At 71.4% G+C, this 16,972-nt stretch carries 11 protein-coding genes; 7 read left to right on the forward strand and 4 right to left on the reverse strand.

Translation table 11 applies throughout. From position 1 onward, the window contains the following. The first annotated feature begins 70 nt into the window (after nt 1-70). From FB381_RS02945 to FB381_RS02960, 4 genes are read left to right on the forward strand one after another with little or no spacing between them, the layout of a single operon-like run. Entirely contained in the window at nt 71-1,189 is a 1,119-nt protein-coding gene (locus FB381_RS02945; RefSeq protein WP_141778905.1) for an ROK family transcriptional regulator, read from the forward strand. Beyond that, the gene (locus FB381_RS02950) at nt 1,189-2,640 is read left to right on the forward strand and encodes a glycoside hydrolase family 3 N-terminal domain-containing protein (RefSeq protein WP_141778906.1); all 1,452 of its coding nucleotides are present in this window, start codon (nt 1,189-1,191) and stop codon (nt 2,638-2,640) included. The genes FB381_RS02945 and FB381_RS02950 overlap by 1 nt, the downstream gene beginning before the upstream one ends. Beyond that, nucleotides 2,637-3,569 (forward strand): ROK family protein, encoded by a 933-nt coding sequence (locus tag FB381_RS02955; protein WP_141778907.1) that lies wholly within the window; start codon nt 2,637-2,639, stop codon nt 3,567-3,569. Before FB381_RS02950 ends, FB381_RS02955 begins: the two co-directional genes overlap by 4 nt. Before the next feature lies 1 nt (nt 3,570). Next, nucleotides 3,571-4,368, forward strand: a complete 798-nt coding sequence (locus FB381_RS02960) for a glucosamine-6-phosphate deaminase (RefSeq protein ID WP_141778908.1) — start codon at nt 3,571-3,573, stop codon at nt 4,366-4,368. A 19-nt stretch (nt 4,369-4,387) separates the two neighbouring features. Here FB381_RS02960 and galT read toward each other — a convergent pair whose 3' ends face one another. After that, nucleotides 4,388-5,467, reverse strand: coding sequence for a galactose-1-phosphate uridylyltransferase (gene galT, locus FB381_RS02965; RefSeq protein WP_141778909.1), 1,080 nt, complete (start codon nt 5,465-5,467; stop codon nt 4,388-4,390). Nucleotides 5,468-5,562: 95 nt separating this feature from the next. On the opposite strand from galT, the gene FB381_RS02970 reads away from it, so the two are divergent. Together FB381_RS02970 and FB381_RS02975 are read left to right on the forward strand one after the other, a co-directional pair. After that, on the forward strand, nt 5,563-5,871 hold the full coding sequence (locus FB381_RS02970) for a hypothetical protein (protein ID WP_141778910.1): 309 nt from the start codon (nt 5,563-5,565) through the stop codon (nt 5,869-5,871). Nucleotides 5,872-5,874: 3 nt separating this feature from the next. Beyond that, a complete protein-coding gene (locus FB381_RS02975) occupies nt 5,875-6,633 on the forward strand; it encodes a hypothetical protein (RefSeq protein WP_141778911.1) in 759 nt (252 codons plus the stop codon). Nucleotides 6,634-6,643: 10 nt separating this feature from the next. On the opposite strand, the gene FB381_RS02980 is transcribed toward FB381_RS02975, so the two are convergent. The 3 genes from FB381_RS02980 to FB381_RS02990 are packed head-to-tail and all read right to left on the reverse strand — an operon-like array spanning nt 6,644 to nt 10,437. Next, a complete protein-coding gene (locus FB381_RS02980; RefSeq protein ID WP_141778912.1) occupies nt 6,644-8,212 on the reverse strand; it encodes a serine/threonine-protein kinase in 1,569 nt (522 codons plus the stop codon). Nucleotides 8,213-8,219: 7 nt separating this feature from the next. Beyond that, nucleotides 8,220-9,620, reverse strand: coding sequence for an FHA domain-containing protein (locus tag FB381_RS02985; RefSeq protein WP_141778913.1), 1,401 nt, complete (start codon nt 9,618-9,620; stop codon nt 8,220-8,222). Further along, entirely contained in the window at nt 9,613-10,437 is an 825-nt protein-coding gene (locus FB381_RS02990; RefSeq protein WP_141778914.1) for a PP2C family protein-serine/threonine phosphatase, read from the reverse strand. Before FB381_RS02990 ends, FB381_RS02985 begins: the two co-directional genes overlap by 8 nt. 218 nt (nt 10,438-10,655) lie before the next feature. On the opposite strand from FB381_RS02990, the gene FB381_RS02995 reads away from it, so the two are divergent. After that, nucleotides 10,656-16,964: an Ig-like domain-containing protein gene (locus FB381_RS02995; RefSeq protein WP_141778915.1), complete on the forward strand. Its 6,309-nt coding sequence runs from the start codon at nt 10,656-10,658 to the stop codon at nt 16,962-16,964. Nucleotides 16,965-16,972: the final 8 nt, after the last annotated feature.

Raw genomic sequence — 16,972 nt, forward strand, 5'->3', positions numbered from 1 at the left:
GAGGTCGACGCCCGCGGAAACCGTCGCGCCGACTTGACGATTCATTAATAAGTACGATGGACTAACAAACATGTCGAAGACAAGGCGGCGCACACTGCGACCGATCGGGAAGCTGCTGCAGGAAGACGCGCGGCGCCATCACCGCTCGCTGGTGCTGCAGCACCTCTTCGCGGTCGGCCCCGCGAGCCGCGCCGACCTCGCTCGCGCATCGGGGCTGACCCGGGCCACCGTCTCCGATCTGGTCGGCAGCCTGCTCGACGACGGGCTCGTCGAAGAGCTGGGTGCTCCGGTGGAGAGCCGGGTCGGGAAGCCGCCGATGCTCGTGGGCCTCGCCGCCGACGCCACCCACATCGTCGCCATCGACGTCTCCGGTGACGACGATGTCGTCGGGGCCGTGCTCAACCTGACCGGTGAGGTCGTGCACCGCGCCACCACCCCGTGGCGCGGGCGCACGGGCGACGCCGCCGTACGCCTCGTGAAGGGCCTGGTCGCGGAGATGATCGCCGCCACCGACCGGCCGATCCTGGGCGTCGGCATCGGCAGCCCCGGCGTGGTCTCGGCCGACGGCACCGTGGTCGCCGCCCCCAACCTCGGCTGGAGCGACGTCGCCCTGGCCGATCAGGTCCGGCGCGAGACCGGCAGACCGACGTACGTCGCCAACGACGCCAACACGGCGGTGCTGGGCGAATACACCTTCGGCCAGTCCGGCGACGGTGGTCTGATGCTGATCCGGGTCGGCACCGGTGTGGGTGCGGGGCTCGTGCTCGAGGGTGCGCTGCTGCACGGGTTCGTCGACGCGGCCGGTGAGGTCGGCCACGTGACCGTCGATCCCGACGGCCCGCTGTGCGCCTGTGGCCGCCGTGGCTGTCTGGAGACCTTCCTGGCGGTGCCGCACCTGCGCGAGCGCCTCGAGAGGGCCGAGGAGGATGTGCTGGTCGAGGCCGGTGCCCATCTCGGAAAGGTGCTGGCGCCCGTGGTCGGCACCCTCAACCTTCACGAGCTGGTGCTCTCCGGGCCCGCGGATCTCCTCGACGGACCGCTGCGAGAGACCTCCGACCGCATCATCCGGGAGCGGACGATGCCGGTCAGCGGCGAGCGCCTCGAGCTCCGCACCTCCACCCTCGGCGACGACGTCGTGATCGTCGGCGCGGCCGTGCTCGTGCTCGCCGGCGAGCTGGGGGTGTCGTGATGCCGAGGCCTCAGGAGCGTGCCGAGACCCTCGCGCTGCGCGTGCAGGTCTCGGCCTTCGCCGGCACCGACCTGCCGGCCGACTACGCCGGCCTGCTCCGCGAGGGCATGGGCGGGATCTGCCTGTTCGGGACGAACACGGAGGCCGGTGAGGAGTCCGTACGCAGCCTGACGGGTGCGATCAGGGCGGCATCCGCCGAGGGTGGCTGGACACCGGTGATCGCCATCGACGAGGAGGGCGGCGACGTCACCCGGCTGGAGGCGCAGACCGGCTCGTCGGTGCTCGGGGCCGCCGCGCTCGGCGCGGCCGACGACCTCTCGCTGACCGAGGCCACCGGCCGGGCGATCGGGTCGAGGCTGGCCCGGGCGGGCATCAACCTCAACCTGGCGCCGGTCGCCGACGTCAACTCCAACCCCGACAACCCGGTGATCGCGACCCGGTCGTTCTCCCGCGACGCCGACGTGGCGGCCGAGCACGTGGCCGCCTGGGTCACGGGGCTGGAGTCGACCGGGGTCGCCGCCTGCGTCAAGCACTTCCCCGGCCACGGCGACACCGGTCAGGACAGCCACGTCGACCTCCCGGTGCTCGAGGCGTCGCTCGCGACGCTGCGCGAGCGTGAGCTGGTGCCGTTCCAGGCCGCGGCCGAGGTCGGAGCAGCCTCGGTCATGACCTCCCACATCGTGGTGCCCGCGCTCGATCCGGAGCTTCCGGGCACCCTCTCCGCGCCGGTGCTCGAGCTGGCCCGTGAGCTCGGCTATGCCGGCCCGGTCGTCTCCGACGCCCTAGACATGGCTGGTGCCTCGGCGACCCGTGGCATCCCCGCGGCCGCGGTGCTCTCGCTCGCGGCCGGCGCCGACCTGCTCCTGCTCGGCCCCGACAAGCCCGTCTCGCTGGTGCGGGAGACCGCTGCCGCCATCGTGGCGGCCGTCGACTCCGGTGAGCTCTCGCTGGAGCGGCTCGAGGATGCGGTCGCGCGCGTCGACGGGCTGCTCGCCGGCATGGCCGACCCAGCCGCGACTGACGCGACCGTCGCGACCGACCCGCGCTTCGAGGAGGCATCGGTCGAGGGTGCCCGCAAGGCTCTGGTCGCGGCCGGCGACCTCGGCTCGCTCCCCGACCTGACCGGCGCCCTCGTCGTCACCGTCGGCACCGAGGCCAACATCGCGGTCGGTGACGTGCCCTGGGGGCTGGCGCCCGACGTCGTGGTGCGCCCCGACGACCCGCTCCCCGATCTCCCCGACGTGCCCCTCATCGTGCAGGTGCGTGACGCCCACCGCCGGCCCGAGGTCGGCCGCACCGTCGCCGAGCTGCGCCGAGCTGCGGTGCTGGTGGAGTGGGGGTGGCCCGGGGCGTACGACGCCGGGCTGCCGCGACTGTGCCCGCAGGGCTACTCGCTGCCGGGTGTGGCCGCGGTGACCGACGTGCTCCGGCAAGCGGGTTGGCAGCGGTGAGCGACGTACGGGTCGGCCTCGACATCGGGGGCACCAAGATCCATGGCATCGCGATCGGGCCCGACGGCGTGGTGCTGGCGGAGGAGCGCGTCGCCACGACCCGCGGGCCCGAGGGCGTCGTGACCAGCGCGGCGGCAGTGGTCGCGGCGCTTCGCGCATCCCTCGACGGCGACGTGATCAGGTCGATCGGTGCCGGTATCCCGGGCATCGTCGACACCCGCGCCGGCACCGTCAAGCACGCGGTCAACCTGGGCCTCGACGGTGCCGCCTTCCCGCTCGCCGAGCTCCTCGGGGCGCGAGCCGGCGCGGTGGTCACGCTCGAGAACGACACCAACGCGGCGACCCTCGGCGCCCATGCCGTCGAGGACGTCGACGACCTCGTCTACCTCTCCCTCGGCACCGGTCTGGCCGCCGGCCTCTATCTCGGCGGTGCGCTCCGGCGAGGTTTCCACGGTGCGGCGGGCGAGGTGGGGCATCTCCCGGTCGACCCGGAGGGCGCGGTCTGCGGCTGCGGGCAGCGCGGCTGCCTCGAGCTGGTCGCGTCCGGTGCTGCTCTCGCCTCCGCCTGGCCCACGACGACCGGTCACCCGGCCGCGGCTCTCTTCGCGGCCGCCACCGAGGGCGACCCGGCGGCGATCGCCGTACGTGACCGCTTCGCCACCGGCGTCGCCGCGGCGATCCGCGCGCTGGCGCTGGCCGTCGACCCCGAGCGCGTCGTCATCGGCGGCGGTGTCGCCGCGATCGGCGAACCGCTGCGTGAGGCGATCGCGGTCGCGCTCACCGAGCAGGCCGAGACCTCGCCGTTCCTCGCCTCCCTGGAGCTGGCCTCGCGGCTGCGGGTGGTCTCGTCCGCTCCGGTGGCGGCGATCGGCGCCGCCCTGATCACTCCTCAGCGCACCCCTCGAACCCCGATCCGGATGAAGGACTGACATGGAAGTAGTGGTCCTGGACGATGCCGCCGCCGTGGCGGCTCTCGCCGCGGACGCGATCGAAGCAGTCGTACGCCGCAGGGCGGCCGACAACACCTCGGCCGTGCTCGGGCTGGCGACGGGCTCGACCCCGCTGGCGACCTACGAAGAGCTCATCAGGCGCGCCCAGGACGGCCGCGGGCCGTCGTACGCGGGCGTGGAGACCTTCAACCTCGACGAGTACGTCGGCCTGCCCGATGGCCACGAGCAGGCCTATCTGGCGACCATCCGGCGGGAGTTCACCGATGCGGTCGGCATCCCGCCCGAGCGGGTCCACGGCCCGGACCCGACCGAGGCGACGCTGCCCGACGCGGGGGAGCGCTACGAGGCGGCGATCGAGCGGGCCGGCGGCATCGACGTGCAGCTCCTCGGCATCGGCTCCGACGGTCATCTGGCCTTCAACGAGCCGGGCTCCTCGCTCGCGTCGCTGACCCGGATCAAGACCCTCACGGCCACGACCAGGCGCGACAACGCGCGCTTCTTCGGGTCCCCCGACGCGGTGCCCCACCACGTGCTCACCCAGGGTCTCGGCACCATCTCCAGGGCCGGCCACCTGCTTCTGCTGGCCACCGGTGAGGGCAAGGCGGCCGCCGTCGCGGAAGCCGTCGAGGGCCCGGTCTCGGCCAGCTGCCCGGCTTCCGTGCTCCAGCACCACCGCCACGTCTCCGTGCTCCTCGACGAGGCCGCGGCCTCCCGCCTCGCTCGCCTCGACTACTACCGCGAGGTCTACGCCGACAAGCCCGGCTGGCAGGGCATCTGAGCGGGCATCTGAGCGGGCGTCAGAGCGCCTCGCGGAGCCGCTCGGCGGCGGTCTCCGGCGGGATGTCGTTGACCCAGAGCGCGACACCCGACTCGATGCCTGCCAGATACTTCAGCCGCCCGGGAGCTCGCCGGATCGTGAAGATCTCGGTGGCCAGGTGCCAGGTGTCCTCACGTCCGACCGGCGCCTGCTGCCAGCCGGCGATGTACGGCACCGGCCCGGCGTCGTCGAGACCGTCCATCCGCTGCAGGCACTCCTGGTAGATGACGCCGAGGTCGTCCATCTCCGCGGGCGTGAGACCCGGCAGCGTGCCGACGTGGCGCCGCGGCACGACCCGGATCTCGTAGGGCCAGCGGCCCGCATAGGGCACGTACGCCACGAACGTCTCGTTCTCGGCGACCACCCGCGACCCGTCGGCGATCTCGTCGGCGAGCACCGCGCACTGGAGGCAGTCACCGGTCGCCTCGCGGTGGGCGTCCGCGGCGTTCACCAGCGACTCGATCCGAGGCGGCAGCACCGGCATCGCGTAGATCTGGCCGTGCGGGTGCTGCAGCGTCACCCCGATCTCCTCGCCGCGGTTCTCGAAGCAGAAGACGTAGGCCACCTCCGGCATCGCCATCAGCTGCTCGGTGCGGTGGGCGAGCGCCGCGAGCACCGTGCGCACCCGCTCCGGAGGGAGGTCGACGAAGCTCTGGTCGTGGTCGCTGGTGAAGCAGACCACCTCGCACCGGCCGCGCCCCGGCCGGGAGACGAACGGCTCCCCTGTCGCCTCGCCGACGGCCACCGTCGACAGCGCCGGGAACCGGTTCTCGAAGGCCACCACGTCATAGCTCTCCGCCGGGATCTCGGTGAGCCGGCCGTCGATCGACGGGCACAGCGGGCACTCGTCCGAGGGCGGCTTGAACGTACGCGTCTGCCGGTGTCCTGCCACCGCGGTCCAGGTGGCGGTCAGCCGGTCCCAGCGCAGCTGCGACCCGCCCGCCCGCGGCTCCAGCGGCCGCTCGTCGTGCACCGTCCGTGTCGTCGGCTGCTCGTCGAAGAACCAGATCTGGCGTCCGTCGGCTAGTTCGGCTGGCGTGGCCACTGGGGAAGTCGGCATGCGCCGATTATCCCCTTCCCGGGGTGGACGGTGACGACCGGATGCGGCCTTCCAGATGATTGCAAGACTACATAGATCTAGGTAGTGTTGTCGTCATGAAGGAGACGCGGGTGCCGATGACGGCGGCCTCCAGGATGGGCGTGTCAGCGCTGGCGGCGAAGAGCGCCGAGGGTCGAGTCGTCCTCACCAGCCACGGGAGAGCAGTTGCCGTGATCGGGTCGGCCGAGCATCTCGATGCCGACCTTCGCGCGCTTCGAGAGGCGACGGCTCGGGTGATCGACGCCGCCGCCGACATCGTCTCCTCACGTGGCGAGACGCTGTCTCTGGAGGAGACCTGCGAACGGCTCGGTGTCGACGTGGAGCGGGTCCGTGAGCGGGCCGCCGATCGTCGCGACGTCGCCTAGCTCGTGCGAGCAGGCGAGAGCTTTCCGTACGACCAGGCCTACATCGAGTTCAACGACGCCTTCGTCGAGTCGCTCGAGCCGCTGACGATCGCGCAGCGTGAGTCTCTCCTGGCCGACGTCGTCGCGTTGTGCCGCAACCCGGCCGGCGCGCACCCACTCAGCAACCGTGGTGGGCAGAAGCTCGCGGGGTGGAACACGCTCGACGTGCTCCAGAAGGAGTATCGGGTCGTCTTCGCCAGCCGGGTCGACGTCGTCGACGGGGTCGCCGTCGGGATGATCGAGGTGTTGGTCGCCGGGCCCCGCAGAGCGGAGGCGGCCTACGACATGGCGGCCGCGCTCGTCCGCAGCGGGCGGATCGACCCGGACCTGCTGACGGAGGTCTGGGACGTGCTCGCCCTGGTCGAGGTGGTCGCCGAGGAGGTCGGGCTCGACGGCTGGGACTACCGCCCCGAGCCGGCTCCGCCCGGCATGGTCAAGGCCGCTGTCGCGTCCGGAATCCTCGACGAGGCGACGGCGATGAATCTGTCCAAGGACGAGCTCGAAGCTGCGATGACCCATGGTTGGGACACCGACGGCAACCCCGATCCGGTAGGCGCCGTGGGGGCGGCGATGAGGCGTGCTCGCGCGGGCGTCGAGCCGTTTGACCTGACCCGCATCATGTCTGGACGCCGTGAGTCACGCTGTGGCGTCATCCTCAAGCGTGTGAAGCGTCCCTGCATCCGTCGCGAGGGACATCCCGGGCCACACCGCGCCACCAGCTGAGGCTACTGGCCTACTTCGACACGCAGGCCTGGCCGGCGCCCTGGGAGACGTTGCCGTTCTCACCGAGGGAGCGCACCTGGATGCAGACCTTGGCCGCGCCGGCGAGGCGTACGACCGCCTTGGGCTGGCCGACCTTGCCGGCGGTGGAGTTGTCGGCGACCCACTTGTAGCCGGTCGCGCCGGGCACGCCGGACCAGGTGAAGACGGCACGGTTGCCCTTGAGGGTGCCCTTGACCTTGCCGGGGGCGGCGGGGCCGGTCACGCCGGGGAGGTCGGTCTCGACGGGCGGGGGCGGGACCTTGTCGGGCTTCTCGTCCTCGCCGCCGCGGGAGAGCGCGATGCCGATGGCGGCGGCGACGAGGATGAGGATGACGACACCGATGATCGCGGGGGTCTTGCTGCGGGATCCCTGCGGGCGGGTGCCGGTGAGCACGGCGGGGCCCTCGTCGGTGCGCGGGTAGCTGAACTGGGTGCGGTCGGCGGAGGCGGACGTCGTCTCGGTGCCGGCCGTCGAGGCGAGGGCGGCAGGCGGCTGGGTGATCGGTGCCTGGGCGATGACCTGGGAGGGAGGTTTGACCTCGGTGACCAGCTCGGCCTCGGGGTCGCTCGGCGCGGCGGGCAGGTTTCCGCGTCCGGAACCGGTGGGCGGGCCCTCGCCGGGGGAGGCCGGCACCGCCGGCACCACGGGGCTCGACTCCGAGCCGCCGGACTCGCGGGCGAGCACCTGCACCTCGGTGCGTCCCAGCCGGAGCTCCTGCTCGATCCGCTGGAAGTGGCGGGCCAGGTCGAGCACCGAGGCGGGCCGGTAGGAGGGGTCCTTGGCCATCGCCTGCTGCAGCACCCGGTCGAGCGATGGCGGCACGTCGGCCCGGCCGGTGGCAGGGGGAGGGGTGTGCAGGATGCGGGAGAAGACCGCACGGTCGGAGTTGTTGCCCCGCTCGGCGAACGGCGAGCGACCGACCAGCAGGTGCCACACGGTCGCCGACAGCGAGTAGACGTCGGAGGCCACCGACCCGTTGGAGGCCGAGGTCAGCACCTCGGGCGGCGACCACGGCAACGAGACGCCGATGTCGCCCTCGTCGTCGCGCGGACGTCCGGCGATGCCGAAGTCGGCCAGGCCCGGGACGTCGTAGCGGGAGAGCAGGATGTTGGACGGCTTGATGTCGCGGTGGATGATGCCGGCGCGGTGCGCGGTCTCGACGGCCGAGGCCATCTGGATGCCGAAGCGCAGCGCGTCCTGCACCTTCATCGGGTTGTTGCGTACGCGGGCGCCCAGGTCGTTGTTGGGGTAGTAGCCCATCACCAGATAGGGCCGCCCGTCCGGGGTCTCGCCGGCGCTGTGCACCGGCACGATGAACGGGTGCTCGGCCAGCTCGGCCATCACCCCGGCCTCGGCGGCGAACTGCGCCCGCTGCGACTCGGCGATGTCGGAGGAGCGCATCAGCTTCACCGCGACCCGCACCTTCGGGTGGTGACGCTCGTAGAGATAGACGTCGGCGAAGCCGCCCGAGCCGAGCCTGCCCAGGCAGGTCATCCCGGGGAGCTCGGGGCCGAGCTCGCGGTTGGGCGTCGTGGTCACTGCTGGCTCACCCGAGCACCTCGAAGGTGACGTTGATCGAGCCGGCCAGGCTCACCACGGCACCGGGCTCGAGGGCGTACTCCTCCATCGGCCGCATCTGCTGTGGTCGCCCGCCGGGCAGGGTCAGGTAGGAGCCGTTGGCGGAGCCGAGGTCGCGCACGAGCACCTGCCACTCCTCCAGCCGCACCTCGGTGTGGAGCCGGCTGATGTCGGGCAGCATCACCTTCACCAGATGAGGCGGTACGCCGCCGGCCCCGGTGTGGCCGCCGGACTCCGCGCGCGGGGAGCGCCCGAAGATCGCACCACGGTCGAGGATCACCACGCGCCCATCACCCAGCTTGAGCTGGCCGAGCGCGGGCCGCGGCACCGAGACCGGCTGCTGGTGCGGCGGCAGCGTGGTGCGGCAGATGCGGCACTGGGGCGAGTAGGGCGGCGAGGCGTGGCCTTGCGAGCAGTAGACCGCCCACACCGTCGGCCCGCCCTCGGGCGGCAGCGGTGTCGGCGTCGGGGTCGGGCTGTCGCGCACGCGGGTGGCCATGTCGTTCGGCACCGACGGCTGCACAGGGGGCGGCTGCACCGGAGGCGGCTGCACGGGGGCAGGCTGCACCGGAGCCGGCGGCATCGGAGCGGACGGCCGCGGAGCAGCCGGCATGGGCGGCACCGGGGGCGGAGGCCCGGGCGGGGGAGCGGAAGGAGGCGGCGCGGAGGGCTGCCGGTCGGGCGGACCCCAGGCGTTCGGGTTGGTCTTCTTGGCACCCTTCTTGCGCCACGGGAGGCCGTCGATGAGCCCCTTCTTGGGCTCGGCCGGCGGTGGGGAGGCCGGCGGCGGCACCGCAGCGGGCGGGCCGCTCGGCAGGCCCGGCGCGAAACCGGCCGAGCCGGGCGGGGGCGGCGGGGAGACGGCGAGGTCGGAGCGCCTGATGGTGTGGTCGAGCGGCACCACGGTCGAGTCGACCGGGGCCGCGCCGGCGGGGTCGAAGACGACGTCGAGCGACCGGGCGTGGGCGGTGTCGGTGAGGGGCCGGTCCTCTTCCATCCCGCCCCAGGCGCCGTTGGCGAGCTCGACCCGCTCGGGCACCGCGGCGAAGTGGCCGTCGGCCCAGCTGCCCGCGACGTCGATGCCGTCGACGAAGACCGGCACCTCGTTGACCACCGCGGTCACCTTGGCCGGCGAGCGTACGGCGTAGCGCACCCGGTTGCCCTCGCGCGCGACGAGCGCGAAGCCGGGCGCCCGCGCGCCGTCGGCGGAGAGGAGCCCGGCGATCGCGTCGACCGGTCGAGGGTCGGCGAGAGCCGTCTGCACACCCACGACCCGGGGGTCACCGGGGCCGAGCTGCACGAGTGCCCAGCACTGCTGCCCCTTCAACGCCAGCCAGTGCCCTGCACAGTAGGTGGCGAGATCACTCATGACGCGCGGAGGTGTCCTCGGGGCGTGCGGATTCCGACGACGAGTCATCAGGTCGTGCGGGCGTGCTGAAGAGCGAGGGCGGGGGCGTCACGAGTACCACAGTGACATTGTCGCGCCCACCGGAGGCAACCGCCGCATCCACCAGCCGCTGGGCGAGATTGTCGATGCTGCCACCCACGCTCAGCGTCGTGGCCGCGATCTCGAGGATCTCGTGGTCTTCGAGCTCGCCGGTGAGACCGTCGGAGCAGAGCAGGAAGATGTCGTCGGGCGCCACCGCGAGGGTCCAGGTGTCGGTCTCGGGGGCGGGCCAGGTGCCGAGCGACCGGGTGATGACGTTGCGCAGCGGGTGGACGCGCGCCTCGTCGGGCGTGATCATCCCCGCCTCGACCATGCCGGCGACCTCGGAGTGGTCGATGGTCATCTGGGCGACGCCGGCCGAGGAGATGCGGTAGACGCGGGAGTCGCCGACGTTGAAGACCAGCCACTGGGGCGTGCCGTCCTGCTCCACCAGCGCCACCCCGGTCAGGGTGGTGCCCATGCCCTGCTTCTCGGGGTTGCGGTCGGCCTCGGAGGTGATCGCGGAGTTGGCGGCGTAGACAGCGTCGAGGATGTCGTCACGACCGGGCGTGAGGTTGGCGAAACGGCTCTGGAAGGTGCCGACAGCGAGCGCGCTGGCCACGTCGCCGCTGGCGTGACCGCCCATCCCGTCGGCCACGACGGCCACCGCGGGCAGCATGACGAACGAGTCTTCGTTCACTTCGCGGACCCGGCCGACGTCAGTCGCTCCCGCGGCGCGCAGGGCGGGGTGTGCGGTCATGCGGTTCCTTCAATCGGACATCCTGGTCGAGGATGCGAACAGTGACGCTAGAGGCGGACACCTTAGAACATCCCGTACGGTGTGAGTGAGCGAGTTCACCGACGTGTGGACCAGGTTTGGCTCATTCGTGTGGTCTCGAGCCCTGAGGCAGGCCTAGAGTATGCCCGGCTGTTTGCATTGGCCGGCAGTTTGCATGGAAGCACTTGGGGAGAGTCTTGGTGGCACGTTTCGGGATGGCGCCCGGTTGGATGCGGCGTCATCGCACGGCCATCGCGTCGTGGCTCGCACTGGCGGTCGTCGCCGGCGGTCTGACCGTCTACGCGATGCGCTCCACCGGCTACCCCGTGCACAAGGCCGACCTCGACGACGGCGGCATCTGGGTGACCAACCAGTCGTGGGGCACCTTGGGCCGGCAGAACCGGCCCGTCGCGCAGCTCGACGGTGTCGTCTGGGCCGGCAACGAGGCCGGCTCGCGCGCCGAGCGCGCAGGTCTCGACGTCGTGCAGAACGGCATCGCGGTGGCCTCGGTCGACCGCGACGCCCGCACGATCACCCCGGTCAACACCAAGCTCGCCGAAGGCCTCGACGACGATGCGGTGACGGTCAAGGACAGCCGTGTGGTGATGGGCGGTGAGACCATCGGTGTCGCCGAGCAGAAGACCGGCAAGGTCTGGCTCACCTCCGTCGACCCCACCGTCGGCGCCGGTGACCTCTCCGACCTCTCCGGCTCCACCAAGCCCATCAAGACCGTCGGCGCCGACACGGTGCTCACCGTCGGCACCGACGGCACCGCGTACGCCGTCTCTGCGGCTGAACGCACCCTGACCGAGTTCGCGCCCGAGAACGACGGGTTCGCCGACCCCGAGGAGACCAAGCTCCCGAAGGCGCCCGAGTATGCGGAGACCCCGACCTCGGCGACCGTCGTCGGTCACGAGGTCGTCACGCTCGACAAGGCGGGTTGGCTGCTCGGCGCCTCGAAGGGCTCCGACATCGCCGAGGACTTCGGCGACACGGCCGAGAGCGCGGTGCTCCAGCAGCCCTCGGACAAGGCCAAGGAGGTGCTCGTCGGAGACGCGACCGGCCTGAAGGCCGTCGACGTGGGCAACGGCGAGATCCGGCACGTCGCCGAGTCCGCCGGCGACCCCGCGGCCCCGGTCAGGCTCGGCGACTGCGTCTTCGGTGCCTGGGCCAACGGCTCGACCGGTTCGGTCGCCACCCAGTGCGGCGAGGGTGAGCCGGTGCTGGGCGAGATCCCCGCGCTCGGTCCTGCCGCCGAGCTGGAGTTCCGGATCAACCGCGGCCAGCTGGTGCTCAACGACCTGCGCAACGGTGATGTCTGGGAGATCGACGGCGCCAACATCAAGAAGATCTCCAACTGGGAGGCGTTCCAGCCCCAGACGCAGCAGAAGAACCAGAAGAAGGACAAGAAGCAGCAGCAGACCAAGGCCGCCCAGGCGCCGAAGGCGAAGGACGACCAGCTCGGCGCCCGCGCCGGGCGCACCACGGTGCTGCACGTGCTCGACAACGACTCCTCGGCCAAGGACTCGATCCTGAGCGTCGTCTCGGTCGGCAAGGCCTCCGTCAAGGGCGTCGAGGCCACCATCGCCCCCGACCGGCAGTCGATCCTGGTGACCACGCCCGAGTCGGCCAAGGGCAAGAAGACCAGCTTCAAATACACGGTCGACGACGGCCTCAAGGGCAAGGCCGGGCAGGACGACGCCACCGTCGACCTCAAGATCCAGGGCGAGGGCGGCACCGGCAAGCCGACGCTGCGTGAGCACTACACGCCGACCGACTACACCGTCGCCGCCGGCGGCACCGTCGAGATCCCGGTGGTCGGCGACTGGCGCGACGAGCGCTACGGCGACCCGGTCACCGCCCAGAAGCCGAGCGCCTCCAAGGGCAAGGCCAGCGTCACCCCGGACGGTCTGCTGCGGTTCACCGCCGACCCCGACGCCTCGGGCACCGAGAAGCTCGGCTACGAGGTCAGCACCGGCGGCAAGACGGCCAAGAACAAGGTGCAGATCGACGTCGTCGGTGGCGCCAACACCGCCTCGCCCGAGCCGAAGGACGACGTCGCCGAAGGCACCCAGGGGTCGTGGGTCACGATCCGGCCGCTCGACAACGACATCCCCGGCGCCGACCCCTCCAACCTCGACGCCTCGCTCACGCTGGCCGGCGACGTACCACCGAAGGGGGGACTCGAGGTGAGCACCGACCGGGAGACCGGGGTGGTGCGGGCGCGAGGAAGCTCGCCGGGCACCTACCAGCTCAGCTACAACGCCGGGTTCGGCGCGGCCAAGCCCGCCGCGGCGAACATCCGGGTCGACGTCAAACCTGCCTCGCAGGCGGCCGACGAGCCGATCGCGACGCCGGACACCACGGCCGTGCTCGGCACCTCGACCCGCACCCTCGACGTGCTCGCCAACGACTACGACTCCCAGGGCCGTCTGCTGGCGGTGACCCACGCCGAGCCGGTCGGCGACAGCGACCTGACGGTCGCGGTGCTCGACGGCAGATGGCTGCGGATCCAGGCCTCCAAGCCCGACATCGACCCCGCCACGCAGGCGATCCGCTACACGATCAGCAACGGCGCCGCCGAGGCTGAGGGATCGGTCACGGTGAGTCAGCGCCCGGCGCTGCGCGGCGCCGAGAACGCACCCGAGGCGGTCGACGACGAGGCCACGGTGAGAGCGGCCGACTCCGTCTCCATCCCCGTGCTCGACAACGACTCGACGCCGTCCGGCGACCCGGTCGGCCTGGTCGTCGACCAGACCATCGAGACCAAGGGCCAGCTGCAGGTGCTGGGCCAGCCGGCGGTCGGCGAGGCCTACATCGATGGCAACCGGGTGCGCTACGTCGCGCCCGACGACGTGAAGAGCCCGGTCGACGTCGACGTCCGCTACGTCGTGGAGAACACCGGCGACCCCTCCGCGGAGCGGTCCTCGGGCAACATCCGCATCCACGTGAAGCCGCTGCCGCGCAAGAAGGCCGACAACTCCGCGCCCGCGCCGAAGGCACTGGAGTCGCGCGTGGTGCAGGGCGACGAGGTCACGCTGCGGCTGCCCACCGTCGGCACCGACGCCGACGGCGACTCGGTCTCGGTGACGCGCATCGGCAGCGCGCCCTCCAACGGCCGCATCCTCGCCCACGGCGCCAACACGATCACCTATCAGGCCTTCCCGAACGCCGCCGGCACCGACGAGTTCACCTACGAGGTCAGCGACCCGTTCGGAGCGGTCGCGACCGGCACCGCACGTGTCGCCGTCGTCGCGCCGGGCGCGCCGCAGAAGCCGGTCGCCGTCGACGACCTGGTCACGCTCGACCCGTCGAAGAAGCTGACCTACGACGTGCTCGCCAACGACCTGCGTACGCCGGGCACCGATCTGCATCTGGCCGCGACCGACCAGACCGAGGGCTCGGGCGTCACGCAGCGCTCCGACGGCATCGTCACGGTCGAGGGCGGAGCCGACGGACCGTTCCAGCACGTGCCCTACCGCGCCACCACCGGTCTCCACGAAGACACCGGCGAGCTCGCGATCCGCTATCAGGAGGGCTACGACAACCCGCCGATGGCGGGCATCGTGGTCGCCCACCCGGAGGGTGACTCCTCCACCACCGAGGTCGACGTGATGACCAAGGTGACCGACATCGACGACTCGCTCGACGACCTCGCCGTCGACGACGTCAAGGGCCCCTCGGTCGGTGAGGACGAGTCGAAGCCGAAGATCGACGGCGGCAAGGTGACCCTCCCGGTCGGCGACACGACCCGGGTGTGGACCTACCGCGTCACCGACCCCGACGGCGCCCAGGCGGTCGGCTCCATCTACGTCCCGGCCCGTCCGAAGGACGCCCCCTACCTGAAGGCCGGCTCCGAGCTGCAGCTCGACCCGGGCGAGACGAAGAACGTCGACATCACCGACTACGTCGAAGACCCCGAGGGCGACCCGGTGGTGCTCACCACCACCGACAAGATCGAGGCCGCCCCCGAGGGGATGCTCAACACCGGTGACACCACCGCGACGACCGTGAAGGTGACCGCCGGCGAGACCAAGGGTCCGGCCAACCTGACCTTCGAGGTCGCCGACCGGGAGAAGATCACCTCGGCCGACGCCCACCTCTCGGTGATCTCGTTGCCGGTGCAGGTCGGCAAGGAGGAGCCGGAGATCAACTGTCCGAGCACTCCGGTCGAGGTGCCCGAGAGCGGTGACGGCGCTCTGGTCGACATCGCCGCGATCTGCCATGTGTGGACCGCCGACCCCGCCGATGCCGACGACCTCGACTTCACCGCCGACGTGGGCGACGGGCTCGACGGTGTCGACGTCAAGCCCGAGGACGGCGGCCTGCGGCTCATCGCCGAGCACGCCGACGCCGGCGCCCAGGGTGCTCTCGAGATCGGCATCGAGGGCTCCGACGCGAAGGGCCAGCTCCTGGTCAGCGTGATCGCGCTGCCGCCGCCCAGCCTCTCGCCCATCAAGCCGCTGCAGACCGAGGCCGGCAAGCCGGTCACCATCGACCTGGCCCGCTATCTGCAGACACCGGTGCCGTCGGGGTCGCAGGAGATCGCGATCACCAAGCTCCAGCCGATGGACGGCGCCCCGGAGATGGCCAAGACCAGCGGCTCCAAGATCAAGTTCGACACCCCTGCCGAGGGGCACGGCCACTACCGCTACGCGATCGAGGTCAGCGACTCCGGCAAGGACTCCAAACGGGTCAAGGCCACCGGTGTCATCGAGGTCGACGTCATCGACGTGCCCGGTGCGGCCACGGGGCTGCGTACGACCTCCGACTTCCTCTCCAACGTGGTCGCGCTGTCGTGGAACGCGCCGAAGGACAACGGTGACGACCCGATCCAGCGCTACGAGGTCGAGGCCAACGGCGACCACGTGCAGGACTGCCCGTCGACGTCGTGCCGCATCACCGGGTTGAAGAACGGCGTCGTCTACGACTTCAAGGTGCGGGCGGTGAACTCCGTCGGCCCGAGCCGCGAGTGGAGCAACTCGGCCGAGGGCGAGCCCGACGCCTACACCGGCCCGGTGCAGAACCTGCGGGTCAACCGCCAGCGCGACCACAAGGTCGAGCTGAGCTGGGCGAAGCCGGCCGAGTGCGACTGCTCCGACGTGCAGAAGTACCGGATCAGCTGGCCGGGCGGCGGCATCAAGGACATCTCCGCAGGTCAGACGACCTATGCGGCGTCGGTCGCTACCAACGGTGACCCGGTGCAGTTCACCGTGATGCCGCTCAACGACAAGGGCGTGAAGACCAACAAGGGGCCCTCCTCGACGGTCGAGGGCATGGGCGCCGGCAAACCGGACACCCCAGCCACCCCGACCTTCGACTGGGCTAACACCGCCAACAACTCGGGCAAGGCGGTGACCGTCTCCTGGAGCCCGGTGGCAGCCAACGGCCCGGCCCCCGTCAGCTACGAGGTGCGCCGCACCGGCGGCTCCGGGGAGAAGATCGTCTGCTCCTGGGTGACGGCGACGAGCTGTCGCGACGACGTCGCCAACGACGGCACCGTCTACACCTACGCGGTCCGGGCTCGCAACGCGGAGGCCACCTCGCCACGCGAGACCGGCGGCGGTGGGTCGCCGGAGGCTCACATCTCCAGCTACTCCGCCGGCGGCAAGGTCGAGGCGGCCGCGACGCCCGACGCGGTCTCCTTCGCCAGCGCCACCCCGACCGGCACCAACGGTCAGGCCAAGATCGTCTTCACGCCGAAGGCATCCCACGGCAAGACCAACCGGGTCGAGTGCGTACGCAACGGCTCCTCGTGCGGGTCGTGGACCTATCCGCCCGGTGGCGCTGGGCAGCAGACCAAGACGATCAGCGGGTTCTCCAACGGCACCTCGACGCCGGTGACGCTGCACGCGTGCAACGACTCCGCCGGCGGCACCGGCGCCGGAAACTCCTGCGGGCCCGACTCGACGAAGAACGTCACCACCTACGGCCCGCTGGGCACACCCTCGATCTCGGCGAGCGTCGACGGCAACAAGGTCAACTGGCGGGTCAGCTACAACCCCAACGGCAACGCCGCCACCGTCACGGTGAAGCGGGGCGGCACCGTGGTCGACAGCTTCACCACCGGCACCGGTGCGGCTTCGCGCTCGGGCACCGACACCGCGCCCAACTGGGACACCGCCTACACCTACAAGGTGACCATCAGCGACAGCTCGCCGTCACGAGCCAGCAAGTCCGACTCGGTCAACGTACGCACCGCCAAGCCGCCCGACCCGACGATGAAGGTGAACAAGGCCGGCGAGTGCTCGGGCAGCTCCTGCCCGAAGCCGGAGACCCAGTGCGGTGGCACCTGCTGGTATGTCGGCTCGACGATCACCGACCCCGCGTTCGAGGGGAAGACCTGGAAGTGCGACACCAGCGCGACCGCCGGCACCTGGAACGTGACCATCGGGCGCGATGGCTCGGGATCGGGCAGCGGCAGCGGCTGGGTCGGCGCCAACACTCCGTTCACCGTGACCTGCACAGCCGATGGGCGACCGACTCAGAGAAAGACCGTTACGTGGTAGGGGAAACA

This window comes from Nocardioides albertanoniae (assembly GCF_006716315.1).
GTDB classification, from domain to species: Bacteria; Actinomycetota; Actinomycetes; order Propionibacteriales; family Nocardioidaceae; genus Nocardioides; species Nocardioides albertanoniae.

Coding starts and splice junctions, on each gene's coding strand:
- FB381_RS02960 (WP_141778908.1), top strand. CDS start 3,571: ATGGAAGTAGTGGTCCTGGACGATGCCGCCGCCGTGGCGGCTCTCGCC.
- FB381_RS02950 (WP_141778906.1), top strand. CDS start 1,189: ATGCCGAGGCCTCAGGAGCGTGCCGAGACCCTCGCGCTGCGCGTGCAG.
- FB381_RS02985 (WP_141778913.1), bottom strand. CDS start 9,620: ATGAGTGATCTCGCCACCTACTGTGCAGGGCACTGGCTGGCGTTGAAG.
- FB381_RS02970 (WP_141778910.1), top strand. CDS start 5,563: ATGAAGGAGACGCGGGTGCCGATGACGGCGGCCTCCAGGATGGGCGTG.
- FB381_RS02990 (WP_141778914.1), bottom strand. CDS start 10,437: ATGACCGCACACCCCGCCCTGCGCGCCGCGGGAGCGACTGACGTCGGC.
- FB381_RS02945 (WP_141778905.1), top strand. CDS start 71: ATGTCGAAGACAAGGCGGCGCACACTGCGACCGATCGGGAAGCTGCTG.
- galT (WP_141778909.1), bottom strand. CDS start 5,467: ATGCCGACTTCCCCAGTGGCCACGCCAGCCGAACTAGCCGACGGACGC.